This window comes from Methylobacterium sp. Leaf88 (assembly GCF_001422795.1).
In the GTDB taxonomy this organism is placed as follows: Bacteria; Pseudomonadota; Alphaproteobacteria; order Rhizobiales; family Beijerinckiaceae; genus Methylobacterium.
Genome location: NZ_LMMK01000055.1, coordinates 204577 through 219358, shown reverse-complemented (window position 1 = coordinate 219358; position 14782 = coordinate 204577). Strand labels below are relative to the sequence as shown.

Sequence of the window (14782 nt, the reverse complement as noted above, 5' to 3'; positions counted from 1 at the left end):
CCCCCCCCCGCAATCCATCAACCGACACCGCCCCCTACAGGACGCCATGACGACGCACGACGCACACGCCGGCCACGATCATGGATCGCATGACCACGAGGCCCATTCGGCCGAGGGCCATGCCGGCCATTCACACGGGCCGGGCCATTCCCATGCCCCCGCGAGCTTCGGCAAGGCGTTCGCCATCGGCATCGCCCTGAACGTCGGCTTCGTCGCCGTCGAGGCCACCTACGGGGTGCTGGGGAACTCGATGGCCCTGCTGGCCGATGCCGGCCACAACCTCTCGGACGTGCTCGGCCTCGTGGTGGCCTGGGTCGCCATGGTGCTAGCCAAGCGCGCCCCGAGCGCCCGCTACACCTACGGGATGAAGGGGTCGTCGATCCTGGCGGCCCTGTTCAACGCGGTGTTCCTGCTGGTCGCGGTCGGCGCCATCGCCTGGGAGGCGATCCAGCGCTTCGGCGAGCCCGTCCCGGTCGCCGGCAAGACCGTGATGGTCGTCGCGGCGGTCGGCATCCTGGTGAACGGCATCACCGCCTGGTTGTTCGCCTCGGGCGCCAAGGGCGACATCAACATCAAGGGCGCCTTCCTGCACATGGCGGCGGACGCCGCCGTCTCGGCGGGCGTGGTCATCGCCGGCCTCGTGATCCTCTACACCGGATGGACCTGGCTCGATCCTGTCGTCAGCCTCGCCATCGTCGCGGTCATCGTCTGGAGCACCTGGGGACTCCTGCGCGACAGCCTCACGCTGTCCCTCGCCGCCGTCCCGCCGGGCATCGATCCGGCCGCCGTGAGAAGCCACCTCGAAGGGTTGCCGGGGGTCACCGCCCTGCACGACCTGCACGTCTGGGCGATGAGCACCACCGAGACCTGCCTCACCGCCCATCTCCTGATGCCCGGCGGCCGACCCGACGACGCCTTCCTGATGGATGCCGCCGCCGGGATCAGGGAACGGTTTGGCATCGGCCACACCACCCTGCAGGTCGAGACGAGCGCCGACACCGCCTGCGCCCTCGCTCCCGCCAACGTCGTCTGAGCCATCTGAAACATGCCCGACCCGAAGTGAATGCCTCCAACCCGTGCGACCGGAGGAGCCCTGTATCCGCGTCGCGAGACATCGGTCCGGTGCTTCCGGCCATCGATGGATGAACGGCGGTTTCAGGCGTCGTTCAACCGTCGAAGCCGATCCTGGCGGCATCATCCCTTGAGGAACGAGCCATGCGTGTCCGTATCCCGGCCTTGATCGCCGCCAGCCTGATCCTCGCCCCGGCCGCGGCGTCCGCCCAATACTACGGCGGCGATTTCGACCGGCGCGGCGACGTCCATGTCGACCGCTACCACCACGGCGACCACGACGACGTCGTCATCCACCGTCCGCATCGGGATTACGACGACCGGGCTTTCTATGGGGAGCGTCGGTTCTACGGCGAGCGCAGACACCACCATCACCACCACGATGATTACTAGGGCCGGCCCTCTCAGCGTGCCACTCGGCATGTACGGGCGGCACTGAATCGTTCATAAGGCGACCATGACCACCGGACCCCGGATCAGGGCCTACGAGACGATGCGCGGCTGGTGGGCGTCCACCGTCCGCGCGCTCTCGCTCGTCCTGGTCATGGCTCTCGTCGTCCCCGGCGCGATCCATTCCGCCGAGGCCCACCGGTCCGTCAGCCACGAACTCTCCATGTCGGCCCCGGCGGACGGCTTCAGGCCGGACCACGCCGATACCTGTCCGGCATGCCATGCCAATTGCGGCTGCCACCAGGCCCTGAACGTCGACGCAACGCCCACGCTGCCGTCCCGCGGGACCGCGCGCGCCTCCTACGCGACCGTGACGACCCCCATCGGATCGGTCTCGCCCGACCGCCTTCCCAGGCCGCCTCGCGCCTGAGGCGACGTCGCCACGTCCGTGGCGCGTCCCGGCCGGCCCCCCCCCGGGCCCCGGCCGCCTCACCATCGCGATTACCCAGTACGGGACCGTCCCTGACCGCACGAGCGGCGGCGACGTCCCTGGCGGACCTGGCCCATTCCCATGCGTGCATTCCTTTCCGTGGCCTTCCTGGCCATCGGCATCGCCATCGGCGGTGCCTTCCCCCGTGTGTCCGAGGTCGTGCAGGGCGCACTCGCCGCCGCCGGCCTGACGAACGCCCGGGCGACGCCGCCGACCAACGCAGCCATGACCAAGCCGGCGACACCCGCAGCCGACGATGGCCACGAGCATGCCGACGACGAGCACAAGCACTCTGAGGGCGAGGCCAAGCCGGAAGCCGGAGGCCACAAACACGCCGAAGGCGAGGCGCACGGCCACGATCAGGAGGGCGAGGGCAAGATCAAGATGTCCGCCGAGCAGGCCGCCGAGCAGGACATCAAGCTCGCCACGGTCGAGGGTGGCATCCTCTCACGACATCTCCTGGTGCCCGGCACCATCGCCCAGGACGCCGACCGGATCGCCCGCGTCCCCGTGCGGGTGGTCGGAACCGTGGCCGAGATGCGCAAGCGCCTCGGCGAAGAGGTCGCCAAAGGCGAGGTCGTGGCCATCCTCGACAGCCGTGAGGTCGCCGAGGCCAAGAGCGACTTCCTCACCGCGACGGTCAAGGCGGACCTGGAGAAGACCAACTTCGACCGCCAGCAGGCTCTCTGGGACAAGCGGATCTCGGCCGAGTCCGCATTCCTGAACGCCAAGGCCGCCTACTCGGAGGCGACCCTACGCGTCGATCTCGCCCGCCAGAAGCTATCGGCCCTGGGGCTCAACGCGGCCGAGGTCGCGACGTCCGCCAAGAAGGACGAGACCACCCCGAACCTATCTTCGCTGCGCCGCTACGAGCTCAAGTCCCCGCTCGCCGGCCGTGTGGTCGAGCGCAAGGTCGACGTCGGAACCGCCGTCGGCAAGGAGGGCGATCCGGCCGACGTCTACACCGTCGCCGACCTCTCCTCCGTGTGGATCGAGCTCGCCATCCCGACCACGGAGCTCTCGAAGGTCCGGGAGGGCGCCAAGGTGACCATCGTCGGGGGCGACGACGGCCCCCGCGGCGAGGGCAAGGTCGTCTTCGTCAGCCCGATCCTCAACGCCGAGACGCGCTCCGCCCGGGTCATCGTCGCCCTGCCGAACAAGGACATGGCCTGGCGGCCGGGCACCTTCGTGACAACCGAGGTCGAGATCGCCCAGGACAAGGTGAAGGTGCGGCTGCCGAAGTCCGCGATCCAGACCATCGGCGGCGAGAAGGTCGTGTTCGTCCGCACCCAGGAGGGCTTCGAACGCCGGGACGTGACCATCGGCAAGGCCGACGACGACGCCTTCGAGATCCTGACCGGCCTCAAGCCCGGCGACGAGGTCGCGGTGGCCAACTCCTTCGTCCTGAAGGCCGAGCTCGGCAAGGCCGAAGCCGACCACGACCACTGAGGGCGGCCATCATGATCTCGAAGATCCTCGACTTCTCCGTCCACCAGCGTTGGCTCGTGGTGCTGCTGTCGCTGCTGGCGGCCGGCTTCGGCGTCTTCTCGCTGACGAAGCTCCCCATCGACGCGGTGCCGGACATCACCAACAACCAGGTGCAGATCAACACGACCGCGCCATCGCTCTCCCCGGTCGATATCGAGAAGCAGGTGACCTACCCGGTCGAGACCGCGCTCGCCGGGATCAAGGGCCTGGAATACACGCGCTCGCTCTCGCGCAACGGCTTCTCGCAGGTCACCGCGGTCTTCTCGGAGGCGACAAACGTATATTTCGCCCGCCAGCAGGTCGCCGAGCGCATCGGCGAGGCGAAGTCGACCCTGCCGCCGGGGGCCGAGCCGCACATGGGCCCGATCTCCACGGGCCTGGGCGAGATCTACATGTGGTCGATCCACTATGCCCAGCCGAAGGATCGAAAGGTCTCCCCGGACGGCAAGGCGGGCTGGCAAGGTGACGGGAGCTACCTGACCCCGGAGGGCCAGCGCCTCGCGACGGAGCTCGAACGCACCGCGTATCTCCGAACGGTCCAGGACTGGATCATTCGCCCCCAGGTGAAGACCGTACCAGGGGTCGCCGGCGTCGACAGCATTGGCGGCTTCGACAAGCAGTACCACGTCCAGCCCGACCCGATGAAGCTGACGGCCCTCGACCTGTCGTTCGCCGACATCGGCCGGGCGTTGGAGGCCAACAACGCCAATCAGGGCGCCCGCTACCTGGAGGACAACGGCGAGGGCTACGTCGTCCGCGCCGCCGGCCGGCTGGAGACCATGGAGGACATCGGTTCCGTGGTCGTCACCACGCGCGGCGGCGTGCCGGTCCGCATCTCGGACATCGCAGAAGTCCGGATCGGGCGCGACCTGCGCACCGGGTCGGGCAGCGAGGACGGGCGCGAGGTCGTCATCGGCACCGCACTGATGCTGATCGGCGAGAACAGCCGGACCGTCTCGGCCGCCGTCGACGCGAGGATGACGGTGATCCGGCGCACGCTTCCCCCCGGCGTCGAGGTCCAGACCGTCCTCAACCGGACCCTGCTGGTCGAGGCCACCATCCGGACCGTGGCCAAGAACCTCGCCGAGGGCGCCGCCCTCGTCATCGTCATCCTGTTCCTGCTGCTGGGCAACATCCGGGCGGCCATCGTCACGGCGCTGGTGATCCCGGTGGCGATGCTGATGACCATGACCGGCATGGTCCAGGGTCGGATCAGCGCCAACCTGATGAGCCTCGGGGCGCTCGACTTCGGCCTCATCGTCGACGGCGCCGTCATCATCACCGAAAACGCCCTGCGCCACCTCGCGGAGCGCCAGGGGGAACTCGGTCGCAAGCTCGACCTGGAGGAGCGCCTCGTCACCGTCCGGGCCTCGGCCGAGGAGATGATCAAGCCGTCCCTCTACGGGCAGGCCATCATCATTCTCGTCTACGTGCCGCTCCTCACCTTCACCGGGGTCGAGGGCAAGATGTTCGAGCCGATGGCGCTCACCGTCATCATCGCCCTCGTCTCGGCCTTCGTGCTGTCGCTGACCTTCGTGCCGGCGATGATCGCCATCGTCATCACCGGCAAGGTGACCGAGACCGACAACGTCCTCATCCGCGGGATCAAGGCCGCCTACCGCCCGGTGCTCGGGGCCGCCCTGCGCATTCCGATGACCTTTGTCGCGGTCGCTCTGGTACTGCTCGTCGGCGCCGGGTTCCTATTCAGGGGGCTGGGCCAGGAGTTCATCCCGCAACTCGACGAGAAGAGCATCGCGCTCAACGCCCAGCGCATCCCCTCGACATCGCTCACCCAGTCCCAGGCGATGCAGTTGAAGGTCGAGCAGGCGATCAGCCGATTCCCGCAGGTGGCCTACGTCTTCTCGAAGACCGGCACCGCGGAAGTCGCCTCCGACCCGATGCCGCCGAGTTCGTCCGACACCTTCGTCATCCTGAAGCCGCAGGAGGAATGGCCCGACCCGGACCTGACCAAGGCGGCGCTGCAGGAGGAGATTGAAAAGGCGCTCGGGGCGCTCGCGGGCAACGTCTACGAGTTCTCCCAGCCGATCCAGCTTCGCTTCAACGAGCTCCTGGCCGGCACCCGCGGCGACCTTGCCGTCAAGGTCTTTGGCGAGGAGTTCGAGCCGATGCTCAAGGCGGCCAACCAGGTCGCCGCGATCCTGCGCGGGGTCGAGGGCGCCGACGACGTCAAGGTCGAGCAGACGGCCGGGCTGCCGTTCCTGGAGATCAAGATCAACAAGGTCGAGGCCGCTCGCCTCGGCCTGAGCACCTCCGCGATCCAGGACGTCATCGGAGCGGCCATCGGCGGCCGCGAGGCCGGCATGGTGTTCGAGGGCGACCGTCGCTTCCCCATCGTCGTGCGCCTCAACGACAAGGTGCGCGAGGACCGCGAGGCGCTGGAGAACATCCCGGTGCCGCTGCCTGCTGGACCGAACGGGCGCGCCGCGTCGGTGCTGCTGAAGCAGGTGGCAAGCTTCTCGGTCACGGAAGGGCCGAACCAGATCTCGCGCGAGAACGGCCGGCGCCGGGTGGTGGTCACCGCCAACGTACGGGGCCGCGACATCGGCTCGCTGGTGGCCGAGTCGCAGGCCAAGGTGGCATCCGGGGTCCCGCTCCCGGCCGGCTACTACGTCACCTGGGGCGGGCAATTCGAAAACCTCGCCTCCGCGCGGCAGCGCCTGATGGTGGTGGTGCCGGTGTGCTTCTTCCTGATCTTCCTGCTGCTGTTCTCGGCGCTGAATTCGGCCCGGGATGCGCTGCTGGTGTTCAGCGCGGTCCCGCTGGCGCTCACCGGCGGCATCGCCGCCCTGTGGCTTCGCGGGATGCCGTTCTCGGTGCCGGCGGCCGTCGGCTTCATCGCCCTGTCGGGGGTGGCGGTCCTCAACGGGCTCGTGATGCTGACCTACATCAAGCAGCTGATCGCGGAAGGGAAGCCGCACCGCGAGGCGATCCTGGAGGGTGCGATGACCCGTCTACGGCCAGTGGCGATGACCGCCCTCGTGGCGTCGCTGGGGTTCGTGCCCATGGCGCTGGCCACCGAGACCGGCGCCGAGATCCAGCGGCCGCTCGCGACCGTCGTGATCGGCGGCCTCATCAGCGCGACGCTCCTGACGCTGGTGATCCTGCCCGCCCTCTATGCCCGCTTCGCCCGGACGACGACGGTCGGTTCGCCGGCGCGGGTGACGGAGGCCCCGGCGCACCTCAGGGCGGCGGAGTAGCCCGATGGCGTGCCGTTCAGCGCTCGCCCTCGCGGCATGGGCTGCCATTTCGACGCCGGCGGCCGCTTCGGGCGACGAGGCACCGTTCGGTCTCTCGTGGGGACCGGTCGACCGGATCGCGCCGCCTTCCATGGTCGACCGCGAGGCGAACCTGACCGGGCTGTTCTACTTCCACGACCGGCCGCTCGCCTCGGGCACCGACACGGCCCAGGTCATCCTCGTCGTCTGCCGGGACCAGGGCCTGCAGCAAGTGGTCTGGGTCGGGCGCCCGCTCGGCGACGTCGCCGCCGCGTCGGCGTGGGAGGCGATGCGGCGGGAGGGCGTGCGGCGCCACGGCGAGCCCCGGATCGGACCTGCCGAGAACGCCCTGGAATGGCCGGAGGCGCGCACCACCCTGGCGATGCGCACGAAGGACGACGGCACCCGCATGCTGGTGATGACGGTCTCGGGTCCGGGCTTCGCGGCATGCTCGCAGGTTCATCGCGCCTCCACCGGCCATCCGGCCGAGGCCCACGTCACGGACCTGCTCGGCGAAAACGGGCCGCAGGCCGCCTACGACACGCCGCCGTAGCAAGCGACGCCGTAGCAAGCGACGCCATTTGATGCATCCCCTCCGGGGGGATAGGATCGTGGGATGGAACACGCCTCGCATCCGGACATCGTCAAGCGCCTGAAGCGCGCGCACGGCCACCTCGCCGGGGTGATCGCGATGATCGAGGAGGGCCGCCCCTGCGTGGACCTCGCCCAGCAACTGCACGCGGTCGAGAGCGCCATCACGAACGCCAAGCGCGTCCTCATCGAGGACCACATGGAGCACTGCCTCGCGGACGGCGTCGGGCAGGGAGGCAAGGCCACCAAGGACGCCCTCGCCGAGTTCAAGCTGCTCGCGAAGTACCTGTGAGGCGCGCCCGATGCTGAGCGTCCTCGCCCATCGCACCTACCGTCACCTGTTCGCGGCCCAGGTCATCGCCCTGATCGGCACGGGCCTGCTCACGGTCGCCCTCGGCCTTCTCGCATTCCGGATCGCCGGTGACCGCGCCGGCACCGTCATCGGGACGGCGCTGGCCATCAAGATGGTGGCCTACGTCCTCGTCGCCCCGGTGGCCCAGGCCTTCACGAGCCGGTTGCCACGACGCGCATTCCTGGTGGGCACGGACCTCGTCCGCGCCGCCATCGCCCTGACGCTGCCCTTCGTCGACCAGGTCTGGCAGGTCTACGCCCTGATCTTCGTCCTGCAATCGGCCTCGGCGGCGTTCACACCGACCTTCCAGGCCACCATCCCGGACATCCTGCCGGACGAACGGGACTACACCCGCGCCCTCTCGCTCTCGCGCCTCGCCTACGACCTGGAGAACCTGCTGAGCCCGACCCTGGCGGCCCTTCTCCTGACCGTGGTCCCCTACAACGCGCTGTTCGGCGGCACGGTCGTCGGCTTCTTGTGCTCGGCGGCCCTGGTGGTGTCCGTGACCTTGCCGACCGCCACCCGGTCCGACCGGCAAGGCGGCGTCTACGACCGCACGACGCGGGGCCTCAGGATCTACCTCGCGACGCCGCGCCTGCGCGGGTTGCTCGCCCTGAACCTCGCGGTCGCCTCGGCCGGCGCGATGGTCATCGTCAACACCGTGGTGATCGTGCAGGGCCTCATGGAGCGTCCCCAGGCCGACGTGGCCCTCGCCCTCGGCCTATTCGGGGGCGGCTCCATGATTGCCGCCCTGACGCTGCCGCGCCTGCTCGACCGGCTATCGGACCGCGCGATCATGATCCCGGCGGCAGCCCTGCTCGGCGCGGTTCTCCTGGGCGTCGCGACCATGACCTGGGGCGGGACCATCGGCTGGTCGCTTCTCCTCGGGACATGGCTGATCCTCGGCATCGCCTACTCCGCCGTGCAGACCCCCAACGGCAAACTCCTGCGCCGCTCGGCGACCCCGGAGGACCGGCCGGCCGTCTTCGCCGCCCAGTTCGCCCTGTCCCATGCCGCGTGGTTGCTCACCTATCCACTCGCCGGCTGGCTGGGGCCGTCCGTGGGGATGCCCGCCACGCTAGCGATCCTCGGGGCGATGACGCTTGCCGGCGTCGCCACGGCGGCTTGGGCTTGGCCGGCGGCGGACCCCGACGTGATCGAGCATGCCCACGCGGACCTCGACGTCCGGCACCCGCACCTGCATGGAGCCCGCTGTCACGCCCACGCCTTCGTCATCGACAACCTGCATCATCGTTGGCCGGCCAGGGCGGGGTGAGCGGCGTTCGATGTCCTTGCCAGCTGAGCCGAAAGGCTGGGCGGCCGACCGGCGCAGCGGAATTCGAATGTTCCGTTAGTCACGCGAGTAGGAGGAGAACGTACCCCGCGGAACGCTCTTGGAAGCGGAGCCGTTCCCAAGGCTCGGGTGTCGTCGTTTTCGACGCATTGCCGACAACGATGTAAGAAAGTCCCTTTTCGCCGCCGCCATCCTGGCAACCCTGGGTACCGCTTCGGTCGCCCCCGCCTCGGCCGCCCCCGGCATGATCGGTGCCGTCGATGCCCCTACCGCCGTGACTGAGGTCCGGATGGACGGCATGCACGGTCATCGCGGCCATGGCATGCGCCATCACCATCATCGTGGGCACATGATGCGGCACCACCATCACCACCGTGGCCACATGATGCGCCACGGACATGGCCATCGCCACCATCGTATGTGATCGGCAGGGGCCCTTCGGGGCCCCTTATCGTAACCGACGACACCCGGGCCTAGGTGTCGCGACGTGATCGCAGGGACCTGACATAGTATCCCCCGCAGTCCAGGCGCGGTCCGTACTTCCAAAAATTCAATTCCATCAGGGGAAGAAAGCGTAATAGTTCGACCAGCCTCATCCCGCCCTGCAAGGCTAGTGTTGGAAATCTAACACTGGGTATCGCCATGAACGTCCGGGATGACTGGAGAGCGGACCTTAACTTTTCGCCTCGGAGCGGACGTGCCGTATCCGACCCTACTCGGTCATAGAAGCAAGCCAATGGAGGCCTTGAAAGCAGACGTTGCAGCTGGACGCGCGCTGCGAACGCATGCTCTCGGATTCCCGCTTCCCGCGCTCGTGAGGCCGCCCGTTCAATCCACAGTCTGCATCTGGACGACGCCGCCGAGTTCACCGGGCTTGCCCGAGACCACCACGAGGTAGCGCCGGCTCGCGCCGGCATCCGTGCGGGTGATCTGGCGGATCGGGCCGATCGCGTTGACGATGGCCGCGCCGGCCGGGTTGGTCATGAAGGCGGCGAGCGGCTCCAGGCCTGCGGCCCCCTTCGGATCGGCGGCCAGCGCCAGCACGAACGGCATCTTCGAGGGCAGTCCCGTTACCGCGGCCTGCAGCGTCTGCAACACGCCCTGGTCGAACAGGGTGACCTGCGTCGCCGGCTTGCCATCGGTACCCGCGAGCGTCAGCGCGCTGGTCTTGCCGGCTGCGCCCAGCGCTTGGAGGTTTTGCATTCCGTCGCCCTCCGGCACGGCGTTCGGGACGTAGGCGACGCCCTGCGGACCCTGCCCGATCGGCACCTCGGCGATCACCGTGTTCGACGCGGTGTCGATCACCGCCGCCTTGTCGGCGTTCTCCAGGCCGACATAGACGCGGCTGCCGTCGCCCGAGGGCCAGAGCCCGTGCGGTAGGGCGCCGGTCGGAATGGTGGCGACCTGGGTGAAGTCGTCGGTGCGAAACACCTTGACCTGGTTCAGGCCGCCGATCGTCACGTAGGCGAACTGGCCGGCCTTGGTCGAGACGATGTTGACGTGGTTGGTGATCGGCCCGGTCTCGATCGTCTTCAGCGGCGCGAATGGCGGCGTCGCAGAGAACACCTGGGTCCGGCCGACATCCTTGAGGGTGAACCACACCTGCTTGCCGTCCGGTGTTGCGGCGATGTCGGGGCAGAACGGGCTCTCCTGCTTCACGCGCCCGACGATGGAGTGGGTCTTCGTGTCGATCACCACCGTCTCGGGGCTGAAGCTGGAGCAGACATAGCCGTAGGCGCCGTCCGGCGAGAAGATCGTCATGCCGGGCCCGTTCGGCACGGTGATTCGGCGCGTCTCCTTGGCGGTCGCGGCATCGAGCACGGCGATGTAGTCCTCGCCGCGCACGCTCACCCAGACCTCTCGGCCGTCCGGCGTGAAGAAGGCCTCGTGCGGCGCGCGGCCGACATAGGCGGTGTGGCGGACCGTGTTGGTCGCCGTGTCGATGAAGCTCACGGAGTTCGAGCCGATCGAGACCGCGAGCAGCGTCCTGTGGTCGGGCGAGAAGCCCATGCCGTGGACGAGGAGCTGGCCGCGATAGAGCGGGCTCAGGTTCATCGGCGTCGGGTCGCCGAGCCGGATCACGCCGAGCAGGACGTTGGCGGCGGGATCGACCACCGAGACCGTGTTGGAGAACTGGTCCGACGTATAGAACCGGTCCCTGCCGCTGACCGGCACGTCCGGTGCAAAGGCTGCACCCGGGGCCTGCCCGGCGAGAGCCGAGCCGGAGAGCATCGCGAGCGCGAGGAGGGTGAGGGCGGTCTTCATCGGCAGATCTCCGAAGGCATCTCGGCGGCAGGGGCCGTGCCATGGTGGTGAAGGTGGGTGGCTGCGGCAGACGAATCCGGCGCGGGAGGGAGATCGGCGAGCGCCCGGCGCATCACCGCGATCTCCTGGCCCTGTTCGACGATGATCCCCTGCGCGAGGCGGCGCAGGACCGGATCCTTGCCGTAGAGCAGCTCTGCCTGGGCCATCGCGATCGCGCCCGCGTGGTGCGGGATCATCATCGCAGCGAAGTCGCGGTCCGGATCGCCCGAGGGCGGGACCATCATGTCGGCATGCATCCGCGTCATCGACTGCGCCATCATCGCGTCGAAGGACGCGGAGACGATGGCCGGCGGCTCGGCGGCGGCCAGCGTCGGGGGCATCATCATCCGGCCGCCGACGAGGCCGCCGGCCATCACGGCGGCCGTGAGCGCAAATCCCAGTGCTCCGCGCATGGGCCGTCCTCCTCGTTCGTTGTCGATGGGAGAGATGCCGGGGAAACGGCTTTATTCCCTGGCCGGGGACGAATTGGTGGCCCTGCCGATGTGATCGATCTTTTCCAAATGTCAGTGGAATAGACGCGCCCGTTCGGCATCTCTCCCGATGCGGTCATGGTAGACCGCCGGAGACCTCACTCATGCGCACCATGCTGATCCGCGCCGCCTTTGCGGCCTTCGCCTTCTCCGCCGTCGCCGCCCAGGCCGCTGCGCCTGCGATAACGGCCGAGACTGCCAAGGGGCCGGCGCTCGTCGATTCCAAGAGCATGACCCTCTACACCTTCGACAAGGACATGGGCGGCAAGTCGATGTGCAACGGCCCCTGCGCCGCCAACTGGCCGGCACTGATGGCCGCCTCCGGCTCGGCTGCTAGTGGCGACTGGACGATGGTGACGCGGGACGACGGCACGATGCAGTGGGCCCACAAGGGCAAGCCGCTCTACACCTTCGCCAAGGATACGAAGCCCGGCGACATCACCGGCGACGGATTCCTCAACGGTGCATGGCACATCGCCAAGCCCTAATCGGTAAAGCCTCGTGGACGAGATCGCCGCCCTCATCGAACCGCAGATCCCAGCGTTGCGGCGCTACGCAGTCGCACTGTTGCGGGACCGCGAAGCGGCGGACGACCTCGTCCAGGACACTTTGGAGCGGGCGTTGTCCGCCTGGTCCGGACGTCGCCGCGACGGCGACCTGCGAGCCTGGCTGTTCACGATCGAGCGCAACCTGTTCCTTGGCACTGTTCGACGCCGGGGCCGGCGCGGCATCGATGTCGGCGCTGAGGCTTTGGAGCAGGTGCCCGATCCGGGTGCCGACCCCGAGGCCGCTATGGGGGCACGCGACGTGCTCACCGGGCTCGACACCCTGCCCGAGGAGCAGCGCTCGGTGCTGCTCCTCGTCGCGGTCGAGGATCTGTCTTATGCCGAGGCGGCCCAGGTGCTCGGGGTACCGCTCGGCACGGTGATGTCGCGGTTGAGCCGGGCCCGGACGCGGATGCGCGGTTTTCTGGAAACTGGCCGGACCGGACTCTTGAGGAGGGTGAAATGAGCGGGGATCCGCGCCCGGTCGGCGAGGACGACCTCCACGGCCTGATCGACGGTCGTCTCGAACCGGAGCGGCAGGCGCTGGTCGAGGCATGGCTCAGGGGAAACCACGCGCGGGCGGCGGAGGTCTCGGCGGATCGCGCCCTACGCGAGCGCTTGCGTGCCCGCCTCGCGCCGATCGCCGAGGAGGCGATTCCGGCGCGGCTCCGGGTGGCCAACATCCGCTCGCGACATCGCCCGATAACCTACCGCTGGCTTCCGGTCGCGGCTGCGGCCGTGCTCTGCCTCGCGGTCGGCGGCGCCGCCGGCTGGTTCGGCCATGCCGCGCGGCAGGTACCCACGGTCACGCTCGCGCGAACCGAGCCAGCGACCGACGACGCGGTGGCGGCCTTCCGCACCTACGTGGTCGAGGCGGTGCATCCGGTGGAGGTGCGCGCCGACGAGAAGCCGCACCTTGTTACGTGGCTCTCGAAGCGCCTCGGCCGGGCGGTGACCACCCCCGACCTTACGGCGTACGGCTTCCGCCTGATGGGCGGCCGGCTGCTGCCGGCGGGTTCCGAATCCGCCGCGATGCTGATGTACGATGACGACCACGGCACCCGGCTGACACTCTACAGCCGCGTAGGCGATGCGGATGGCCGCACGGTGTTCCGCTTCGCCCGCGAGGGCGACATCGCCGCCTTCTCCTGGGTCGATGGCGGCATGTCCTACGTCGTCACGGGTCGCACCGACGAGGCGCGGCTGTTGATCGTCGCGCAGTCGGTCGACGCGCAAGTCCGTGGACTGCCGGTTCCGCAGCGGCAACCATGACCCTCGACCAACTCCGCATCTTTGTGGCGGTGGCCGAGCGACAGCACGTGACGCGGGCCGCCGAAGCGCTGAACCTCGTCCAGTCGGCGGTCAGCACGGCGATCGCCAACATCGAGGGGCGACACGCCACCAAGCTCTTTCACCGGGTCGGCCGCGGGATCGAGCTGACTGAGGCGGGGCGCATATTTCTCGTCGAGGCCCGCGCCGTGCTCGCCCGGGCCGAGGCCGCCGAACTGGTGCTCGCCGACCTCAGCGGCCTGCGGCGCGGGACGCTGGCGCTCTACGCCAGCCAGACCATCGCCAGCGACTGGCTGCCTCGCCACCTCGTCGCCTTCCGCCGGGCCTACCCTGAGATCGCTATCCGGTTGGCGGTGGGCAACACCACCGACGCCGCCGACGCGGTGCGCGCCGGGCAGGCCGAACTCGGCTTCGTCGAGGGGGCGCTCGACGACCCGACGCTTGCGAGCACCACCATCGCGCAGGACCAACTGGTCCTCGTGGTCGCCCCTGGCCATGCCTTCGCCGGGGCGACCGACCTCGAACCCGAAAATCTCGCCGGGGCCGACTGGGTGCTGCGCGAGGCGGGATCGGGAACCCGCTCGGCCTTCGAGGCGGCCCTGGGTGCGGCCGGCCTCGCAGCCGCCCAGCTTCGGGTCACGCTCGAACTGCCCTCTAACGAGGCGGTGCGCGCCGCCGTCGAGGCCGGGGGCGGGGCCGCCGTCCTGTCCGAGACCGTGGTCGCCGCCGCGCTTCGGACCGGAACCCTGGTGCGGGCGGCGTTCGCCCTGCCGAGCCGGCCGTTCCGGGTGCTGCGCCACAAGGAGCGCTACCGCAGCCGGGCCGCCGACGCGTTGCTCGACCTGATCGCGACGGCGGATGCCGGATGAGCGATCCTGCGAAACCCGTGCACCCCGACGATCCCCGGGTGAGGCTCGCCGAGGACCGGACGGTTCTGGCAGCCGAGCGTACGTTCGTGGCGTGGCTTCGCACCGGGCTCGCCTTCCTCGGCGTCGGCCTGGCCGCGCAGCGCTTCCTGCGGGAGGTGCTGGCGGTCTGGCCGCTGAAGGTGCTGTCGCTCACGTTGATCGCCTGCGCGCTTGCCTCGTTCGCCGGCGCCGCATGGCGGGACCGGGCGATCCGGGCGCGTCTCGCCGATGCCGAGATCCCGATGATGCCGCGCATCCTCACCGTCGGGATCGTGGCCTTGCTGATCGCGATCTCGGGCCTTGCGGCCACCGCCCTGCTCTGGGCGTGACGG

Annotated in this window: 16 protein-coding genes; 13 read left to right on the top strand and 3 right to left on the bottom strand. The window is 69.2% G+C overall.

Annotated features, from left to right (window positions below; translation table 11 throughout):
• The first annotated feature begins 46 nt into the window (after positions 1-46).
• From ASF20_RS22735 to ASF20_RS22700, 8 genes are all read left to right on the top strand, one after another.
• Positions 47-1033, top strand: coding sequence for a cation diffusion facilitator family transporter (locus ASF20_RS22735; RefSeq protein WP_056278335.1), 987 nt, complete (start codon positions 47-49; stop codon positions 1031-1033).
• 182 nt (positions 1034-1215) lie between these two features.
• Complete coding sequence (locus tag ASF20_RS24370) at positions 1216-1464, top strand: hypothetical protein (RefSeq protein WP_056278331.1); 249 nt, start codon at positions 1216-1218, stop codon at positions 1462-1464.
• A 64-nt stretch (positions 1465-1528) separates the two neighbouring features.
• Complete coding sequence (locus ASF20_RS22725; protein WP_244476528.1) at positions 1529-1891, top strand: hypothetical protein; 363 nt, start codon at positions 1529-1531, stop codon at positions 1889-1891.
• A gap of 141 nt (positions 1892-2032) precedes the next feature.
• Complete coding sequence (locus ASF20_RS22720; protein ID WP_056278328.1) at positions 2033-3400, top strand: efflux RND transporter periplasmic adaptor subunit; 1368 nt, start codon at positions 2033-2035, stop codon at positions 3398-3400.
• An 11-nt stretch (positions 3401-3411) separates the two neighbouring features.
• Complete coding sequence (locus ASF20_RS22715) at positions 3412-6657, top strand: CusA/CzcA family heavy metal efflux RND transporter (protein WP_056278325.1); 3246 nt, start codon at positions 3412-3414, stop codon at positions 6655-6657.
• Positions 6658-6787: 130 nt separating this feature from the next.
• Positions 6788-7228 carry a threonyl-trna synthetase gene (locus ASF20_RS22710; protein WP_244476527.1) on the top strand — a complete coding sequence of 147 codons (441 nt, stop codon included), beginning with the start codon at positions 6788-6790 and terminating at the stop codon, positions 7226-7228.
• Positions 7229-7291: 63 nt separating this feature from the next.
• A complete protein-coding gene (locus ASF20_RS22705; protein WP_056278318.1) occupies positions 7292-7558 on the top strand; it encodes a metal-sensing transcriptional repressor in 267 nt (88 codons plus the stop codon).
• A 10-nt stretch (positions 7559-7568) separates the two neighbouring features.
• Positions 7569-8894 carry an MFS transporter gene (locus tag ASF20_RS22700; protein WP_056278315.1) on the top strand — a complete coding sequence of 442 codons (1326 nt, stop codon included), beginning with the start codon at positions 7569-7571 and terminating at the stop codon, positions 8892-8894.
• Positions 8895-8973: 79 nt separating this feature from the next.
• Here ASF20_RS22700 and ASF20_RS24365 read toward each other — a convergent pair whose 3' ends face one another.
• From ASF20_RS24365 to ASF20_RS22685, 3 genes are all read right to left on the bottom strand, one after another.
• Positions 8974-9318: a hypothetical protein gene (locus ASF20_RS24365; RefSeq protein ID WP_156648165.1), complete on the bottom strand. Its 345-nt coding sequence runs from the start codon at positions 9316-9318 to the stop codon at positions 8974-8976.
• Positions 9319-9740: 422 nt separating this feature from the next.
• Entirely contained in the window at positions 9741-11177 is a 1437-nt protein-coding gene (locus tag ASF20_RS22690; RefSeq protein ID WP_056217678.1) for a YncE family protein, read from the bottom strand.
• Complete coding sequence (locus tag ASF20_RS22685) at positions 11174-11629, bottom strand: DUF305 domain-containing protein (protein ID WP_056160290.1); 456 nt, start codon at positions 11627-11629, stop codon at positions 11174-11176. The genes ASF20_RS22690 and ASF20_RS22685 overlap by 4 nt, the downstream gene beginning before the upstream one ends.
• Positions 11630-11811: 182 nt before the next feature.
• Here ASF20_RS22685 and ASF20_RS22680 point away from each other — a divergent pair, with 182 nt between their 5' ends.
• From ASF20_RS22680 to ASF20_RS22660, 5 genes are read left to right on the top strand one after another with little or no spacing between them, the layout of a single operon-like run.
• Positions 11812-12195 (top strand): hypothetical protein, encoded by a 384-nt coding sequence (locus ASF20_RS22680; protein ID WP_056160287.1) that lies wholly within the window; start codon positions 11812-11814, stop codon positions 12193-12195.
• Positions 12196-12208: 13 nt separating this feature from the next.
• Positions 12209-12718 (top strand): RNA polymerase sigma factor, encoded by a 510-nt coding sequence (locus tag ASF20_RS22675; RefSeq protein WP_056217681.1) that lies wholly within the window; start codon positions 12209-12211, stop codon positions 12716-12718.
• Positions 12715-13524 carry an anti-sigma factor gene (locus tag ASF20_RS22670; RefSeq protein WP_056278308.1) on the top strand — a complete coding sequence of 270 codons (810 nt, stop codon included), beginning with the start codon at positions 12715-12717 and terminating at the stop codon, positions 13522-13524. The genes ASF20_RS22675 and ASF20_RS22670 overlap by 4 nt, the downstream gene beginning before the upstream one ends.
• Complete coding sequence (locus ASF20_RS22665; protein ID WP_056217684.1) at positions 13521-14411, top strand: LysR family transcriptional regulator; 891 nt, start codon at positions 13521-13523, stop codon at positions 14409-14411. The genes ASF20_RS22670 and ASF20_RS22665 overlap by 4 nt, the downstream gene beginning before the upstream one ends.
• A complete protein-coding gene (locus ASF20_RS22660) occupies positions 14408-14779 on the top strand; it encodes a DUF202 domain-containing protein (protein ID WP_056160273.1) in 372 nt (123 codons plus the stop codon). The genes ASF20_RS22665 and ASF20_RS22660 overlap by 4 nt, the downstream gene beginning before the upstream one ends.
• The last annotated feature ends 3 nt before the right edge of the window (positions 14780-14782 follow it).

Coding starts and splice junctions, on each gene's coding strand:
- ASF20_RS22665 (WP_056217684.1), top strand. CDS start 13,521: ATGACCCTCGACCAACTCCGCATCTTTGTGGCGGTGGCCGAGCGACAG.
- ASF20_RS24370 (WP_056278331.1), top strand. CDS start 1,216: ATGCGTGTCCGTATCCCGGCCTTGATCGCCGCCAGCCTGATCCTCGCC.
- ASF20_RS22680 (WP_056160287.1), top strand. CDS start 11,812: ATGCGCACCATGCTGATCCGCGCCGCCTTTGCGGCCTTCGCCTTCTCC.
- ASF20_RS22735 (WP_056278335.1), top strand. CDS start 47: ATGACGACGCACGACGCACACGCCGGCCACGATCATGGATCGCATGAC.
- ASF20_RS22700 (WP_056278315.1), top strand. CDS start 7,569: ATGCTGAGCGTCCTCGCCCATCGCACCTACCGTCACCTGTTCGCGGCC.
- ASF20_RS22670 (WP_056278308.1), top strand. CDS start 12,715: ATGAGCGGGGATCCGCGCCCGGTCGGCGAGGACGACCTCCACGGCCTG.
- ASF20_RS22710 (WP_244476527.1), top strand. CDS start 6,788: ATGGTCGACCGCGAGGCGAACCTGACCGGGCTGTTCTACTTCCACGAC.
- ASF20_RS24365 (WP_156648165.1), bottom strand. CDS start 9,318: ATGGCCATGTCCGTGGCGCATCATGTGGCCACGGTGGTGATGGTGGTG.
- ASF20_RS22660 (WP_056160273.1), top strand. CDS start 14,408: ATGAGCGATCCTGCGAAACCCGTGCACCCCGACGATCCCCGGGTGAGG.
- ASF20_RS22705 (WP_056278318.1), top strand. CDS start 7,292: ATGGAACACGCCTCGCATCCGGACATCGTCAAGCGCCTGAAGCGCGCG.
- ASF20_RS22685 (WP_056160290.1), bottom strand. CDS start 11,629: ATGCGCGGAGCACTGGGATTTGCGCTCACGGCCGCCGTGATGGCCGGC.
- ASF20_RS22690 (WP_056217678.1), bottom strand. CDS start 11,177: ATGAAGACCGCCCTCACCCTCCTCGCGCTCGCGATGCTCTCCGGCTCG.
- ASF20_RS22725 (WP_244476528.1), top strand. CDS start 1,529: ATGACCACCGGACCCCGGATCAGGGCCTACGAGACGATGCGCGGCTGG.
- ASF20_RS22720 (WP_056278328.1), top strand. CDS start 2,033: ATGCGTGCATTCCTTTCCGTGGCCTTCCTGGCCATCGGCATCGCCATC.
- ASF20_RS22715 (WP_056278325.1), top strand. CDS start 3,412: ATGATCTCGAAGATCCTCGACTTCTCCGTCCACCAGCGTTGGCTCGTG.